The sequence below is a fragment of the Burkholderia sp. 22PA0106 genome (assembly GCF_047497155.1).
Taxonomy (GTDB): Bacteria; Pseudomonadota; Gammaproteobacteria; order Burkholderiales; family Burkholderiaceae; genus Burkholderia.
Genome location: NZ_CP163163.1, coordinates 2,164,831 through 2,180,351, shown reverse-complemented (window position 1 = coordinate 2,180,351; position 15,521 = coordinate 2,164,831). Strand labels below are relative to the sequence as shown.

14 protein-coding genes are annotated in these 15,521 nt (G+C 66.6%); 5 read left to right on the top strand and 9 right to left on the bottom strand.

What is annotated here, in order from left to right:
- Nucleotides 1–92: 92 nt before the first annotated feature.
- The 5 genes from AB4850_RS24380 to AB4850_RS24360 all read right to left on the bottom strand — a co-directional run bounded on the left by AB4850_RS24380 (nt 93) and on the right by AB4850_RS24360 (nt 6,136).
- Nucleotides 93–1,136, bottom strand: coding sequence for an ABC transporter permease (locus AB4850_RS24380; RefSeq protein WP_414442064.1), 1,044 nt, complete (start codon nt 1,134–1,136; stop codon nt 93–95).
- Nucleotide 1,137: 1 nt separating this feature from the next.
- Nucleotides 1,138–2,112, bottom strand: a complete 975-nt coding sequence (locus tag AB4850_RS24375) for an ABC transporter permease (protein WP_414442063.1) — start codon at nt 2,110–2,112, stop codon at nt 1,138–1,140.
- Between the two features lie 74 nt (nt 2,113–2,186).
- Nucleotides 2,187–3,803, bottom strand: a complete 1,617-nt coding sequence (locus AB4850_RS24370; RefSeq protein WP_414442062.1) for a sugar ABC transporter ATP-binding protein — start codon at nt 3,801–3,803, stop codon at nt 2,187–2,189.
- Nucleotides 3,804–3,838: 35 nt separating this feature from the next.
- Nucleotides 3,839–4,870, bottom strand: coding sequence for an ABC transporter substrate-binding protein (locus AB4850_RS24365; protein ID WP_414442061.1), 1,032 nt, complete (start codon nt 4,868–4,870; stop codon nt 3,839–3,841).
- Between the two features lie 120 nt (nt 4,871–4,990).
- Nucleotides 4,991–6,136: a LacI family DNA-binding transcriptional regulator gene (locus AB4850_RS24360; RefSeq protein ID WP_414442060.1), complete on the bottom strand. Its 1,146-nt coding sequence runs from the start codon at nt 6,134–6,136 to the stop codon at nt 4,991–4,993.
- Between the two features lie 151 nt (nt 6,137–6,287).
- Here AB4850_RS24360 and AB4850_RS24355 point away from each other — a divergent pair, with 151 nt between their 5' ends.
- Nucleotides 6,288–7,322: an aldose 1-epimerase gene (locus AB4850_RS24355; protein ID WP_414442059.1), complete on the top strand. Its 1,035-nt coding sequence runs from the start codon at nt 6,288–6,290 to the stop codon at nt 7,320–7,322.
- 240 nt (nt 7,323–7,562) lie between these two features.
- Here AB4850_RS24355 and AB4850_RS24350 read toward each other — a convergent pair whose 3' ends face one another.
- Both AB4850_RS24350 and AB4850_RS24345 read right to left on the bottom strand, forming a co-directional pair.
- Nucleotides 7,563–7,760: a CsbD family protein gene (locus AB4850_RS24350; RefSeq protein WP_414442058.1), complete on the bottom strand. Its 198-nt coding sequence runs from the start codon at nt 7,758–7,760 to the stop codon at nt 7,563–7,565.
- Nucleotides 7,761–7,829: 69 nt separating this feature from the next.
- The gene (locus AB4850_RS24345) at nt 7,830–8,174 is read right to left on the bottom strand and encodes a BON domain-containing protein (RefSeq protein WP_414445600.1); all 345 of its coding nucleotides are present in this window, start codon (nt 8,172–8,174) and stop codon (nt 7,830–7,832) included.
- Between the two features lie 569 nt (nt 8,175–8,743).
- On the opposite strand from AB4850_RS24345, the gene AB4850_RS24340 reads away from it, so the two are divergent.
- Nucleotides 8,744–9,733: a 2-dehydropantoate 2-reductase gene (locus tag AB4850_RS24340; RefSeq protein WP_414442057.1), complete on the top strand. Its 990-nt coding sequence runs from the start codon at nt 8,744–8,746 to the stop codon at nt 9,731–9,733.
- A 58-nt stretch (nt 9,734–9,791) separates the two neighbouring features.
- On the opposite strand, the gene AB4850_RS24335 is transcribed toward AB4850_RS24340, so the two are convergent.
- Nucleotides 9,792–10,241, bottom strand: a complete 450-nt coding sequence (locus tag AB4850_RS24335; RefSeq protein WP_414442056.1) for a MarR family winged helix-turn-helix transcriptional regulator — start codon at nt 10,239–10,241, stop codon at nt 9,792–9,794.
- A 55-nt stretch (nt 10,242–10,296) separates the two neighbouring features.
- Nucleotides 10,297–11,463 (bottom strand): glycerate kinase, encoded by a 1,167-nt coding sequence (locus AB4850_RS24330; protein ID WP_414442055.1) that lies wholly within the window; start codon nt 11,461–11,463, stop codon nt 10,297–10,299.
- Between the two features lie 436 nt (nt 11,464–11,899).
- Between AB4850_RS24330 and tig the strand changes: the two genes are divergently transcribed.
- From tig to clpX, 3 genes are all read left to right on the top strand, one after another.
- Nucleotides 11,900–13,246: a trigger factor gene (tig, locus tag AB4850_RS24325; RefSeq protein WP_414445599.1), complete on the top strand. Its 1,347-nt coding sequence runs from the start codon at nt 11,900–11,902 to the stop codon at nt 13,244–13,246.
- 141 nt (nt 13,247–13,387) lie between these two features.
- Nucleotides 13,388–14,041: an ATP-dependent Clp endopeptidase proteolytic subunit ClpP gene (clpP, locus tag AB4850_RS24320; RefSeq protein ID WP_414442054.1), complete on the top strand. Its 654-nt coding sequence runs from the start codon at nt 13,388–13,390 to the stop codon at nt 14,039–14,041.
- A 155-nt stretch (nt 14,042–14,196) separates the two neighbouring features.
- The gene (gene clpX, locus AB4850_RS24315) at nt 14,197–15,468 is read left to right on the top strand and encodes an ATP-dependent Clp protease ATP-binding subunit ClpX (protein WP_414445522.1); all 1,272 of its coding nucleotides are present in this window, start codon (nt 14,197–14,199) and stop codon (nt 15,466–15,468) included.
- The last annotated feature ends 53 nt before the right edge of the window (nt 15,469–15,521 follow it).

Genomic DNA, 15,521 nt, shown 5'->3' with positions numbered 1-15,521 from the left:
CCGAAAAGCGCGAGCGCGGATTCTAACCGATCTCCCCGCGCTTGTCTCTACCCGCCATGCCGGGCCTCGCGGGGCGCGCCGCGCCTGTTTGTCTAGCTCTTGCGCGAGCTGGTCAGCACCGTCTGCACGATCACCGCGAGCAACAGGAACACGCCGCTGGCGAGGTTCTGGTAATAGGGGCTGAGCGTGCCGACCTGGTTGATGACGTTCTGGATCACTCCGAGCAGCAGCACGCCGGCCAGCGGCCCGGTCATGGTGCCCACACCGCCCGTCAGCAGTACCCCGCCGATCACGGCCGCCGCGATCGATTGCAGCTCGTAGCCCGAGCCCGCGCCCGACAGCCCCGAATCGAGATGCGACGCCAGCAGCGCGCCCGCCAGCCCCGCCAGCGCGCCGCTCAGGCCGTAGGTCAGGATCTTGATGCGCTCGACGCGCACGCCGAGCATGCGCGCCGCTTCCTCGTTGCCGCCGATCGCGAAGATCGCCGCGCCGTACGGCGTAGTGTTCAGCACCAGCGCGCCCACCGCATAGGCAATCACGAGCAGCCAGATCAGCGTGTTGACGCCGAAGATCGAGCCGTTGGCGATCTGCGTGAAGAAGCCCGGGTTCTCGATCAGCAAGTCCTGGCTGGCCAGCACCAGCGCCAGCCCCTTGAGGCCGAGCAGCGCGGCCAGCGTGACGATGAACGGCGCCATCCGCGCGCGCGCGATCAGCACGCCGTTGACGAGGCCCACCAGCAGGCCGACGGCGATCGGCGCGAGCATCGCCGCGCCCCAGCCGTAGGGCGCCGCGTAGGCGGCCACCACGGTGCCGAGGCCCACCATCGAGCCGACCGACAGGTCGAAGCCGCCCATGATGATCACGAGGCTCTGGCCGATCGCGATCAGGCCGAGGAAAGAACCTGCGGAGACGATGTCCGCCAGATTGGCGGGACGCAGGAAAGCGGGAAACACCGCGCCGGCCACGGCGCACACGAGAATCAGGATGCCGATCGCGCCGCGCGACTGGATCAGCCCGACCAGGCGGGCGCGGCGCGCCTTGCGGGCGAGCAGCGGGGCGGCCGAGGGCGCGGGGCGCAGGTTCGCGTCGGCGTCGAGGCGGCCCGTGCCGGATTCGAGGTTCGGACGTGCGTTCATATCAGCCCCCTTGCCGCTGCAGATACAGCGCGACGACGATGAACACGGCCTTCAGGATCTGCGCATAGGTGAAGCTGACGTTGTTCATGATGAAGCTCGCATCGAGCACCTGCAGCAGCAGCACGCCGAACACCGTGCCGACGATCGAGATGCGGCCGCCCGACAGCGGCGTGCCGCCGATCACCGATGCGGCGATCGCATCGAGTTCGAAATTGACGCCCACGTAGTTCGGGTCCGACGCGCCGAGCCGCGCCGACGCGAACACGCCGGCCAGGCCTGCCAGCGCACCGCTCGCCGCATACACGAGGAACAGCGTGCGGCGCACCGGAATGCCGGCCAGGAACGCCGCGCCGCGGCTCGCGCCGATCAGGATCGTGTAGCGGCCGAAGGTGGTGCGGCGCACCAGCAGCATGACCAGCAGGCCGAGCGCCAGCGCGATCAGCATCACCACCGGCAGCGGGCCGATCGCGCCGGTGCCGAGCAGGTCGAACGCGTCGGCGGGCGGCAGGCTCACGCGCGAGCCGCCGACCAGCGCTTGCGCGAGGCCGCGCGCGGCGACCAGCAGCGCGAGGCCCGAGATCAGCGGATCGATGCGCACGATCGACACCAGCGCGCCGTTGAAGATGCCCACCACCAGGCCGGCCGCGATCCCGGCCGCGATCGCGGTGCCGGTGCCGAAATCGAGGCAGACGGCCACCGTCGCGCTGGCCAGCGCCATCACCGAGCCGACCGACAGATCGATGCCGCGCGTGGCGATCGCGAGGTTCTGGCCGAGCGCGATCAGCACCACCGGCGCGGCTTCGAACAGCAGGCTGCGGGCGGCCAGCGGATTCGAGAAGCCGGGCGTGATCGCGAGATTGATCAGCACCAGGATCGCCAGCGCCACGTAGACGCTGTTCTCGCGTGCCCACACCAGCGCGGCGTGAGCGGGCAGCGCGCGGGGCGGGCGCTGCGCGGAAGGGTTGGAAAGGCTCAAGCTGTCCTCGTCGGTTCGGTGGAGCGGCCGGGCGCGGCGCGAAGCGCGCGCGGCCTGGCGGTTGTGCGGGCGATCTATCGGTCGGCCGCCGGGGCCGGCGTCGCGGTGGCGTCCGGCGCGGCATCGCCGCCGGGGTCCTGGCCGCCCTGGGCGAGGATCGCCAGCACATCGTCGGAGCTGGCGCCCTGCGTCGCGAGCGTGCCGGTGGTCACGCCTTCGTTGAGCACCACGAGGCGGTCGGTCAGTTCCAGCAGTTCTTCCATTTCGGACGAGGTCACGACCACCGCCAGCCCGTCGTCGGCCAGGCCGCGCACCACGCGGTGCACTTCCTCTTTCGCGCCGACGTCGATGCCGCGCGTCGGATCGTCGAGCAGCAGCACGGTGGGGTGGGTCGACAGGCAGCGCGCGATCAGCACCTTCTGCTGGTTGCCGCCCGACAGCGTGGAAATCGGCGCGCCGGGGCCGGCGGTCTTGATGCCGAGTTCCTCGATGTAGCGCGCCACCAGTTCGTCCTGCTTGCGGGTGGAGATGAAGCCGAAGCGCGAGATGCGCGGCAGCACCGAGGCCACCAGGTTGTCGCGCACCGACAGCCGCGGAAAGATGCCTTCCGAGCGGCGGTCTTCCGACAGAAACGCGAGGCCGCGCTCGATCGAGCGCGCCGGCGCGGTGTTGCGCAGCGCGCCGCCGTCGATCTGCACGTCGCCGCCCTCGGCCTTCTGCGCGCCGAACACGGCCTTGAAGGTTTCGGTGCGGCCCGAGCCGAGCAGGCCGGCCAGCCCGACGATTTCCTTCGGCGCGATCCGCATCGACACGTCGCGCACCCGGGTGCGCCAGCGCAGCTTGTCGACCGTCAGCGCCGGTTCGGCGGTGGCGGAGGCCGACGAGGGGCGTTCGACGCGCCCGCCGTGGCCCTTGTTGTCGCGACCGAGCATCGCGGCGATCAGCGCCGCGCGCGGCAGCTCGTCGGGCGTGCCGGTCTTCACGACGGCGCCGTCGCGCATCACCGTGAAGCGATCGCAGAGCCGGTAGCACTCGGACAGCCGATGGCTCACGAACAGCAGTGCAATGCCGTCGGCGCGCAGGCGATCCACCACGCGGAACAGCACCTCGACTTCCGCGCCCGACAGCGCCGAGGTCGGCTCGTCGAGAATCAGCACGCGCGCGCCGAGCGACACGCCGCGCGCGATCGACACCATCTGCTGCTCGCCGAGGCCGAGCGCACTGAGCCGCGCCGCCGGATCGACGGCGAGGCCGTAACGCCGCAGGATCTCGCCGGCCATCGCGTTCATGCGGCGCCGGTCGATCAGGAACCCGAAGCGACGCGGCTCGTGACCGATGAAGATGTTCTCGGCCACGCTGCGCTCGGGAATCAGGTTGATCTCCTGATAGACGGCACTCACGCCGAGGCGCTGCGCGTCGCGCGGCGAGGTGAACGCAACCGGCTCGCCGTCGAGATGCACGGCGCCTTCGTCGAGCGGATGGAAGCCGGTCAGGATCTTGATCAGCGTCGATTTGCCGGCGCCGTTCTCGCCGATCAGGCCGTGTACCTCGCCGGCGCGCAAGGTCAGCGAGACGTCGCGCAGCGCGCGCACCACGCCGAAGGTTTTCGACGCGTGACGCGTCTCGAGCACGATCCGGCCGGGCGCATCGCGCCCGTCGCGGTTCGCATCGCGTGCTGCCGAATCGTTCATCGTGCTGGCTCCGGGGCGGGGTGCGGAAGGCTGGCTCAGTACACCGAGCCGGCGTCGAGCGACTTCTTCGCGTTGCTCTTGTCGTAGAGCGCGTCCTTCATGATCTGCTTCTGCGCGACCGGCTTGCCGGCGAACCAGTCGGCGAGCGACTGCATCGCGAGCGGGCCGAAGCGCGGGTTGGTCTCGACGTCGGCGGTCACGATGCCGGCCGAGATGTCGCGCACCACGTCCTTGGTGCCGTCGATCGACACGATGGTCACGCCCTTGAGCTTGCCGGCCTGGCGCAGCGCCGTGATCGCGCCGAGCGTCATCACGTCGGCGTGGGTGTAGACGGCGTTGACGTCGGCGTGCGAGAGCAGGATCTGCTCCATGACCTTCTGCGCCTCGGTGGTCGACCAGTTGGCGGTTTGCGCCGCCGCGATCTTCATGTTCGGGTAGGCCTTGAGGCCTTCGGCGAAGCCGTCGGTGCGCTGGCTTTCGACCGTGTTGCCGTAGCCGCCCTGGATTTCGGCGATCACGGCCTTGCCGCCGGTGGCGGCGGCGAGCGCCTGCGCGGCGCGCTTGCCCTGATCGAAGAAGTCGGAGCCGAGGAACGTGATGAAGTCCTCGCAATTGGTGCCGGCCGTCTGGCGGTCGATCGTGACCACCGGGATGCCCTTGGCCTTGGCCTGCGCGAACGCCGGCTGGAGGCCCGTGGAGTTGTTCGGCGCGACGATCAGGGCCTGCGCGCCCTGGTTGATCATGCTTTCGATGTCCGACACCTGCTTGGCCGGATTGTTGTTCGCGTTCGTGTAAAGCAGGCGCTTGACGCCGGCAGCCTTGGCGGCGGCGCGCACCGAGGCGGTTTCGGTCGCCCGGAACGGGTTCTGTTCGTTTTCCGATTGCGAGAAGCCGACCACCAGGTCGTTGAGCTTGAGGCTGCCCGGCTTCGGATTGGTACAGGTTTCGTTCGAGGCGTTGCCGACCTTCTGCGCGGCGGTGTCCTGCGCGAGCGCGACGCCCGACCAGGCACCGGCCACGCACAGGGCGATCGTGACGAGGTTGCGATGCAGCGATGCTGTTGCCATGCTTGTCTCCGTTTATTGTTGACCCTACACGTTTCACGACGAGTTGCTGCTGACGCGCCTGATGGCCGGAACCGGTCCGGCACGAACCCCGAGCGCAGGGGATTCAATTAATATTAACAGTCATGAATTAAAAATATTACCTCGGGTATCCCCGGATACGGCGACGGGTTCATGACCGGCTGCATCGCCGTTTTTTTCGTCCGATGCTTCAGCCGATGCGCCGGCCGGCGGGCATACCGAACCGCGCTCGATCAACGGGCCGTCGAGCTTGATCGTGCGGTGCCGGAACGGCGCGCCGGCATCGCGGTTCTCGTGTTCCTGCAGCAGCGTTTCCACGGCCCAGCGGCCCAGCTCGTGGTTCGGCAGCAGCACCGTGGTGAGTGGCGGATGCGTGTGCCGGGCGATTTCCTGGTCGTCGTAACCCATCACCGAGACATCCTCCGGCACGCGCAGGCCAAGCTGCTTGAGCGCCTCGATCGCGCCGATCGCGGTCAGGTCGTTGGCGCAGAAGATCGCGGTGGGCGGGTTCGGCTCGCGCATCAGCGAGAGCGTGTGCTCGAAGCCCTTGCCCGAGCTCCAGTCGCCGTCGCGCACCAGGTTCGTGTCGAACGGCAGATCGGCGGTGGCGAGCGCCTGGCGATAGCCCTTGAGCCGGTCCTTGGCCGCGTCCTGCCAGGTTTCGCCGTTGATGAAGCCGATCCGGCGATGGCCCGAGGCGGTCAGGAATTCGGTGGCGGTGTGGCCGCCCGTGACTTCCGACGGCACCACCGACGACAGCGGCCGCTCGTTGCAATAGCAGTTCAGCAGCACCGTGGGCACCTTCAGCAGCGCGGCCGGCACCGTCACCTTGCGGGTGTAGACGGTCGCGTAGATCACGCCGAGCACCGATTCGCTCGACAGCGCCTGCTGCAGCACGCGCTGCTCGATCTCGGCGTTGCCGTGCGTGGAGTACACGGCCAGCAGGCAGCCGTTGTTCCAGGCGGCGTCGCGCGCGCCGTCGATGCTGACGACCGGGTGCGGGCTGGTGGAGATTTCGTCGGCGATATAGACGATCTGGTTGCGTTCTCCGGGCGCGGCCGGCGCGCTGGCGCGGGTCGGCAACTGGTAGCCGAGCTCCTCGGCCGTTTTCAGCACGCGCTGGCGCGTGTCGTCGGAGAACTTCGCGCCGACCGCGCCGTTCAGCACGAGCGAGACGGTCGATTGCGAGACGCCGGTGATCTTGGCGATGTCCGTCATGGTAGGACGGCGCTGCGTGGATTTTTTCATTCGAATGCGGAAACCGGGAACGGTGCGCGATGCGGCGGTCGCATCGGCGATGAATGAATTATTAGTAATAAATTGACGAAAATGCAATGGCTATGCGACGCTGGCGGAAATTACCCGCGAACCCGCCGCCATCGTCATGGGAGCGATTGTCTTGAACTGCCGTCCCGCCACGCCCCCTTCCTCCCGCCAATCGCAGGCCCCAGGCCCCGAGCACGCCGCCGAGCCGGTGGCGTTCGACCTCGATCGCACGATCCTCGACGATCCCGCGCTCGTTGTGCTGCACGATGGCGTGCGCCGCGTGGTGATCGCGCCCGAATTGGGCGGATCGCTGGCGGCGTTCTACGATGCCACGCCGCACGGGCCGGTGCATTGGCTGCGCCCGGCCGGGCGCGACGCGCTCGATGCCGCCGATCCGCTGCTGCTGGCGAGCTTCCCGTTGATGCCGTATTGCAACCGAATTCGCGACGGGCGGTTCCGCTTCGAGGGCCGCGACTGGCAATTGCCGATGGGCGAGGGCGCGCTGCGCCATGCGCTGCACGGCCATGCGTGGCGCCTGCCGTGGCAGGTCGTGGCACGCGGCGAGGCGTCGGTCGAGTTGCAGCTTGATTACGAACCGGCCGCCGACGCGGGCACGGCCGCCAACCCGGGCTGGCCGTTCCGTTATGCGGCCACGCAGCGGATCGAATTGCGCGCGGATGGCGCGCTGTCGCTGCGGATCGCCGCGCGCAATCTCGACAGCCGGCCGATGCCGTTCGGCTTCGGTCACCACCCGTATTACCCGCGCAGCGCACATACGCGGTTGCGCACATGGGTGGCCGCGATGTGGCAAAGCGATGGCGACCTGCTGCCGGTGTCGCTCGACGCGCATCCGGCCGTCGGGGCGCTCGCGCAGGGCGTGGCCGTCGACGCGCTCGCGCTCGACAACAATTTCACGGGATGGGGACACGAGGCCGTGATCGACTGGCCGGACGAGCGTCGTCGCCTGACGATGCGCGCCGAGGCGCCGCTCGACTGCTTCGTGCTGTACTCGCCGCCGGGCGAGCCGGTGTTCTGTGCCGAACCGGTCAGCAATACGACCGACTGGATCAATCTCGATGTGCCGGCAGCGGCGCGCGGCGGATGCGTGCTGGCGCCGGGCGAAGCGGTGCAGGCCACCATCGTCTGGGTGCCGGAAACGAATCTGTAACGAGGCGGGAGAAGGGCGGCCGGCGCGGAAAATAAAAAACGCGGTGTATCAGCGAACTGCTGATACACCGCGTTTTGCGCAATCCAGCCTTCGATATCAAAGAATGTGCGCGATCAGATAAATCACGACCAACAGTCCGATCGGCACGCCAAGCAGCCAGGCAATCAGGTATCTACCCATTTCGGCCTCCTTGCGTGAGCGCAGCGCGCACGCACGAAGGTGACGCGCCGCGGTTGTCGGTTAGAGCGTGCGGTCGAAGTCGTGCAATTGCTTTTCGACTTCGTCGCGAGCGATGCCGTAACGCTCCTGAATGCGGCCCGCCAGATATTCGCGGTTGCCATCCAGCACCTTCAGGTCGTCATCGGTCAACTTGCCCCATTGGGCCTTCAGCTTGCCGGCCAGTTGCTTCCATTGGCCCTTGATCTTGTCTTCGTTCATGATGTCCTCCTTGGTCGTTGGGGAATCGGGCGCCGCGCGCGGCGGCGCCCCGAACTCACGGGTGAAGCGTTAGCCCTTCGATTTCAGGCCCGAATCGTCGACGCTCTTGACGCCCTTGATCGCCTTGGTGACGGCTACGGCCTTCTTGACGGCCGTCGACGACGGCAGCGCACCGGTCAGCGTCACCACGCCATCGACCGTCTTCACGCCGATTTCCGTGCTCTTAACGCCCTTGGTGGTGGCCAGTTCGGACTTCACCTTGGTGGTGATCCAGGTATCGGTGACCGGCTGATCCGACTTCATCGCGGCACCGTTGGCATCCGTGGTTTGCGCGTAGGCGGCCGGCATGCCGACCGTACCGAGCAACAGGGCAGCGCTCACGGCAAGCAGCGACGGAATGGTGATCTTGTTCATCTTGTTCATGGTGTCATTCTCCGTTGAGTGGTGTCGTCAATGACGGGGGAGTTGATTAAATAGCGCGTCATGCACGCGGTGGATCGGGAATCGGTGTCACGGGCGGCAAGCCCGGTGGCGGCACCGGAACGTCCGGTTGAGGCGTGCCCGGCAAATCCTGGCCGGGCGGCGGATCGCCTGGAATCGGTTGTGGCGCGATCGGTTGCGGATCGGGCGTGATGTGTAAGTGCTGCATCGCCTGTCTCCTAAGTGGAAGTGGGCAGTTCGTTCAGAATACGGTGGCGATGTCGCCGTCAACAGGGCCAAATGCAGGGGGCTTTCTAGTGCGTTTGCCCTGAAGCCGGTGCTCACGTTTTGTTACGTTCGACGGAATTTTTCGTGCCTGAAAACGGCCGGAAACCCGCCAGGGCTGGCGATCCGGGGCGTAACCGCTTGTGTCTTGTCGTGCCTGAACGGTTGCGCGTGCAACCATGTAACAAAAAGTTTTCAACAGGTGCATGCCGGTGCATCGTGGATGGCGATGCCGCGAGCGGCTCTGGGCATCATCGAACCTTTGAGGAGGCGTGCATATGAATGCTTCACCGGTACGGGCCGCGATCGTCGGCCCTGGCGCGATCGGCGGCTTGCTGGCGGCGGCGCTGTCGCAGGCGGGTTGGACGGTGTCGGCGCTGGCGCGTGGGCAGACGCTCGCCGCGTTGCGCGGCGACGGCCTGACGGTCGTCGACGATCTTGGCGTGACGCGCCGCACGCCGCTGGTCGCCAGCGACGATCCGCGCGCGCTCGGCGAGCAGGATTACGTCGTGATCGCGCTGAAGGCGCAGGCGCTCCCGGCGCTCGCCGCGCAACTGGCGCCGCTGGTCGGCCCGCGCACCACCCTTGTCGCGGCCATGAACGGCCTGCCGTGGTGGTTCCTGCACGGCATCGGCGGCGCGCTCGACGGCCGTTCGCTCGATGCCGTCGACCCGGGCGGCGCGATCGCTGCCGCGCTGCCGCCGGTGCAGTCGATCGGTTGCGTGGTGCATCTGTCGTCGGCGACCGATGCGCCCGGCGTGGTGCGGCGCGTGGCCGGCAACCGGCTGATCGTAGGCGCGCCCGGCACGGCGCAAGCGGCGCAGGCCGAGGCTTTCGCCGCCGCGCTGGCCGCGGGCGGTTTCGACGTTGAAACCACCGCCGATATCCGCACGCAGATCTGGGTCAAGCTGTGGGGCAACATGAACATGAATCCGCTCAGTGCACTGACCGGCTCTACGACGCTGGCGCTGCTCGACGATCCGGACACGCACGCGCTGGCGTTGCGCATGATGGACGAGGCGGCGGCGGTGGGCGAGCGGCTGGGCCTGTCGACCGGCATGAGCAGCGTCGAGCGCACGGCCGTGACGCGCCGGCTCGGCGCGTTCCGTACGTCGATGCTGCAGGATTTCGAGGCGGGCCGGCCGCTGGAAATCGCGCCGATCCTCGGGGTTTTCCCGGAACTGGGCCGTGCGCTCGGCGTGCCGACGCCGTTTTGCGACGCCGTGTTGGGCCTGCTGCGCCAGCGTGCGCGCAATAGCGGCCTATAGCCAGGCAGGAATTGCGGCGCATCACGCAAAACAGCCGGCTGCTTGAAGCGCGCTGTGCTTACTCGATGCGTTCGCGCGTGCTGGCGATCAGCTTGTCGAGCGCGCGTTCGAGCGCGGCGTGCTCGCTGTCGGTCAGGCGTTCGGCCAGATCGGCGTTCCAGCGCCGCGCCAGCGTCATGATCCGGCGGTTCAGCGCTGTGCCTTCGCGCGTCAGGCCGATCACCACCACGCGGCCGTCTTCGTCGCTGGTGGTGCGTGTCAGCAGGCCCTGATTGATCAATGCTTCGGCGGCGCGGCTCGCCTGGCTCTTGTCGAGATGCGTGCTGCGTGCGAGTTCCATGATCGAGAACGGCCCGAAGGCCCCGACCGAGGTGATCACGCGGGCTTCGGGCAGCGTGATGCCGAGCTTGTCCCGGTAAAGCTCGCCGATCGCGCGATCGGTGAGCTTGTTCAGCGTATGCAGACGCTGGGTCAGAAACTGGTCGAGTCCGGCTTGACTGCCTTTCATGGCGGTTCCTGGAGATAGGGCGGCGGCCCGATTGTTCCCGGATCGCCGCGCGCGGTCAACGGGGCGACGACGGCGCGGCGAGGCGGCCGAAGCGCAACCGTGTCAATTGCTCGGCTTCGTTTTCGAGCAGGCGCGCGGCGTCGCGGATCGCGACCTCGAGCGTAATCGGTCCTGGCGCCGGGGAAAAGCAGCCGTCGAAATGTACCGACAATTGGGACAGCGCGGCCGAATCCACGCCGCCCGACAGCAGGGTGGCGGGCACGCCGACCGCCGCTGCGTGGCGGCAAGCAATGAACGGCGCCTTGCCGTGCAGCGTCTGGCCGTCGGAGCGGCCTTCGCCGGTGATCAGCCAGTGCGCGCCGTCGAGGGCCGCATCGAGCCCGATCTGGCGCGCGACTACTTCCGCACCCGCCTCGAAACGCGCGCCGAGCAGATGCAGCGCGAAACCGAGCCCGCCTGCCGCGCCTGCGCCGGGCAATTCCCGTACCTGCCGGCCGAGCGCCGCTTCGGCCAGATCGGCGTAATGCGCGAGTGCCGCGTCCAGCTGCGCGACCTGATCGGGGCGCACGCCTTTTTGCGGCCCGAAGATCGCCGTGGCGCCGTGATCGCCGGTCAGCGGATTGTCGACATCCGACATGCCGACGAATTCGGTGTCGGCCAGGCGCGGATCGAGGCCCGAGGCGTCGAGCCGGACGATATCGGCCAGCCGTTCCGGGGTGGGCTCGATCTCGCGGCCTTCGGCGTCGAGCGCGCGCAGGCCCAGCGCGGCCAGCAGGCCGGCGCCGGCGTCGTTGGTGCTGCTGCCGCCGAGCGCCACGAAGAAGGTGCGCACGCCGCCATCGAGCAACTGGCGGATCGCCTCGCCCATGCCGCGCGTGCTGCGCGTTTCCACCGGCACGGCCATGCCGACCGGATCGGTGATGCCGACGATTTCCGCCGTCTCGATGATCGCCGTGTGCGTATCCACCAGGCCCGCCGCGCTCTCGCGCGAGGCCAGCGAGGCGCCCTTCACCGCGAGCGTGCGGCGTGCGCCCCCGTGCGCCAGCATGGCGTCGAGCGTGCCTTCGCCGCCGTCGGCCATCGGGCACGAACGCACCTCGGCATCGGCGCGCGCGCGCAGGACGCCGGCCGCGATCGCGTCCGAAACCTGCTGCGCGGATAACGACCCCTTGAAGGAATCGGGCGCGATGACGATGACAGGCGCGGACGGGAAGGGCTGCATGGTGTCTCCGATGAGATGTTCGGTGGGTGTCGCAAGGGCTGTCTCGGCGGCGGCTGCGGCGGTGGCCGAACCTCGGCGCGCGAGCCGTCGATCGAGACGGAAACGCGAGCTTAACAGGCCGGCGGCGCGCGGCGAATAGGCGGGGCGGTATGGCTGGAATCGGCGCGCTGGGAGCGGGAAGCGCGCGGGGCCGAGTGCGGGCGGGCGCCGCCGGCTGGTTCGAGGCGCTGCAATCAGGCGGGTATGGGGAAAATAGTTTGCTAGAATAGTCGATTCTTCCGGCCAAAGCCGTGCTTTTCATGCCGCAGGCGTCGCACTTTTCAACGTGGCGCCGACGAACGAGAACGGCGGCGACGCCGCGCGATGCATGCGTGTCGCGAGGCAGGCGCGGCAAGGAAACCCGATTCGCTCGAATAATTTTAGGACGATTGAAGCCATGGCTAACGTTGTTGAAAACCTCGGCAAGCTTGAACGCCGTGTGACGATCTCCCTGCCGAAGGAAGTCGTGCAGAAGGAGATCGACGCCCGTATTCAGAAACTCGCGAAGAACGTGCGCATGCCGGGCTTCCGCCCGGGCAAGGTGCCGCTCAAGATGGTCGCGCAACAATACGCGGGTCAGGTCGAGGCCGAAGTGCTGAGCGACAAGATCGGCCAGGAGTTCTTCGAAGTCAGCCGCGCGGAAAGCCTGCGCGTGGCCGGCCAGCCGAGCTTCGCACCGAAGGCGGAAGCCGAGGCCGACGCTTACGCGTTCGACGCGACGTTCGAGGTCTACCCGGAAGTCGCGATCGGCGATCTGGCGACGGCGGAAGTCGAGCGCTCGACCACCACCATCGGCGACGCCGAAATCGACCGCACGCTGGACATCCTGCGCAAGCAGCGCGTCCACTTCCATGATCGCGGCGAAGCCGGCGAGCATGGCGACGGCGGCGCCGAAAAGGCAGCCCAGAACGGCGACCGCGTGACGGTCGATTTCGTCGGCAAGATCGACGATGTCGCGTTTGCGGGTGGCACGGCCGAAGATTTCCCGTTCGTGCTCGGCGAAGGCCGCATGCTGCCGGAATTCGAACAGGCCGCACTGGGCCTGACGGTTGGTGAAGCACGCGAATTCGACCTGACGTTCCCCGAGGATTACCACGGCAAGGACGTCGCCGGCAAAACCGCGAAGTTCACGGTCACGCTGAAGAAGGTCGAATGGCCGCATCTGCCGGAAATCGACGGCGAGTTCGCCAAGACGCTCGGCATCGAAGATGGCGACACCGCCAAGATGCGCAACGAGATCAAGGAAAACCTCGAGCGCGAAGCCAAGCGCCGCACGCAGTCGCTCGTCAAGAACCAGGTCATGGACGCCGTCCTGAAGATCTCGGAACTCGACGTGCCGAACGCGCTGGTCGAGCAGGATCAGCAGCGCCTGGTCGAAATGGCCCGTCAGGATCTGGCGCAACGCGGCGTGCCGAACGCCGAGAACGCACCGATCCCGGTCGAAATGTTCAAGGAACAAGCCGAGCGCCGCGTCAAGCTGGGCCTGGTGATCGCCGAGCTGGTCAAGGCCAACGGCCTGGAAGCGAAGCCGGAACAGATCCGCGCCGAAGTCGACGAGTTCGCCAAGAGCTACGAAGACCCGAAGGAAGTGGTCCGCTGGTATTATTCGAACCAGCAGCGTCTGGCCGAAATGGAAGCGTTCGTCGTTGAAAGCAACGTCGTCGAATTCGTGCTCGGCAAGGCGAAGGTGACGGACAAGGAAGTGAGCTTCGAGGCACTGGCCAGCGCATCCGCGCAGGCTTAAGCGTCGTTTCAGCGGCGTGCCGGCTGTCGGAGCGACGGCCCGCACGCCGTTTTTACGTCGGTGTCCGGGCCGGTGGCGCAATCGTTTCGCGCCGCCGGCGCTTTCTTCCGTTCAATACTCATTTCGGACAAGGCTCATTGCATGATCAATCGCGCTGAATTGCTGAATACGCTGGCTTCCCATGCGCCGCAGGATTTCGAGACCAAGGCGCTCGGCCTCGTGCCGATCGTGGTCGAAACGAGTGGTCGCGGCGAGCGTTCGTACGACATCTACTCGCGTCTGCTCAAGGAGCGGATCGTGTTCATGGTCGGCGAAGTGAACGACCAGACTGCCAACCTCGTGGTCGCGCAGATGCTGTTCCTCGAAAGCGAGAATCCGGACAAGGACATCAGCCTGTACATCAACAGCCCCGGCGGTTCGGTGTCGGCTGGCCTGGCGATCTACGACACGATGCAGTTCATCAAGCCGGACGTCTCGACCTTGTGCATGGGCCTCGCCGCCAGCATGGGCGCGTTCCTGCTGTCGTCGGGTGCGAAGGGCAAGCGCTATGCGCTGCCGAACGCCCGCGTGATGATTCACCAGCCGCTGGGCGGCGCGCGCGGCCAGGCGTCGGACATCGAAATTCAGGCGCGCGAAATTCTATATTTGCGCGAACGCCTGAACAAGATCCTCGCCGAGAACACCGGGCAGGATGTCGAGCGCATCGCACGCGACACGGATCGTGATAATTTCATGTCCAGCGATGACGCGAAGGCCTATGGCCTGATCGACCACGTCACGGCAAAGCGCCCGTAAGTCAGCAAACGGGGTGCCGCCCCAAATGGGGCAGCCCCCGCGCCTCGAGCATCTGCGGCAAGACCAGCGCAGCTGGCCAATACCCATGGCGGCGTCATGGGCGGCCGGCCAAACGGCGTATTATGTAACTCGTGTGTCCGGAGGCTCATACATTCATGGCGGACAAAAAAGGTTCGAACAGCGAAAAGCTGTTGTATTGCTCGTTCTGCGGGAAAAGCCAGCATGAGGTGAAAAAACTCATCGCAGGCCCGTCGGTGTTCATTTGCGATGAATGCATCGACCTCTGCAACGAGATCATTCGCGACGAAGCAGCCGCATCCGGGGTCGAAGCCAGTCTGTCGAAATCGGACTTGCCGAGCCCGCAGGAAATTCGCGAGATCCTCGATCAGTACGTGATCGGGCAGGAGCGTGCGAAGAAGATCCTCGCAGTGGCTGTCTACAACCACTACAAGCGTCTCAAGCACCTCGACAAGAAGGACGACGTCGAACTGTCCAAGAGCAACATCCTGCTGATCGGGCCGACCGGCTCGGGCAAGACGCTGCTCGCGCAAACCCTTGCACGCCTGCTGAACGTGCCGTTCGTGATCGCCGATGCGACCACGCTGACGGAAGCGGGCTACGTGGGCGAGGACGTCGAGAACATCATCCAGAAGCTGCTGCAGAACTGCAATTACGAAGTCGACAAGGCGCAGCGCGGCATTGTCTACATCGATGAAATCGACAAGATCAGCCGCAAGTCGGACAACCCGTCGATCACGCGCGACGTGTCGGGCGAGGGCGTGCAGCAGGCGCTGCTGAAGCTGGTCGAAGGCACGATGGCGTCGGTGCCGCCGCAGGGCGGCCGCAAGCATCCGAACCAGGATTTCATCCAGGTCGATACGACCAACATCCTGTTCATTTGCGGCGGCGCGTTCGACGGCCTCGAAAAGGTCATCACCGATCGCACCGAGAAAACCGGCATCGGCTTCGGCGCGTCGGTGAAGAGCAAGCAGGAGCGCGATTCGGGCGAGGTGCTTCGCGAAACGGAACCGGAAGACCTGATCAAATTCGGGTTGATCCCCGAACTGATCGGCCGCTTGCCGGTGGTCGCCACGCTCGGCAAGCTCGACGAAGAAGCGCTGATGACCATCCTCGTCGAGCCGAAGAACGCACTGGTCAAGCAATACCAGAAGCTGTTCGCGATGGAGCGTGTGGAGCTGGAATTGCGCCCCGGTGCGCTGCAGGCCGTGGCCCGCAAGGCCATTCGCCGCAAGACCGGTGCACGCGGCTTGCGCTCGATCATCGAACAGGCGTTGCTCGAAGTGATGTACGAGTTGCCGACGCTCAAGGGCGTGAGCAAGGTCATCATCGACGACAACGTGATCGACGGCGATGGCAAACCCCTGCTGATCTACGAGGACACGCCCAAAGTGGCGGGTTCGAATTGATCGGCTTGACTGTCTGAAAGAAGCAAAAAAGCCGTTCATGGCGTCGTGAACGG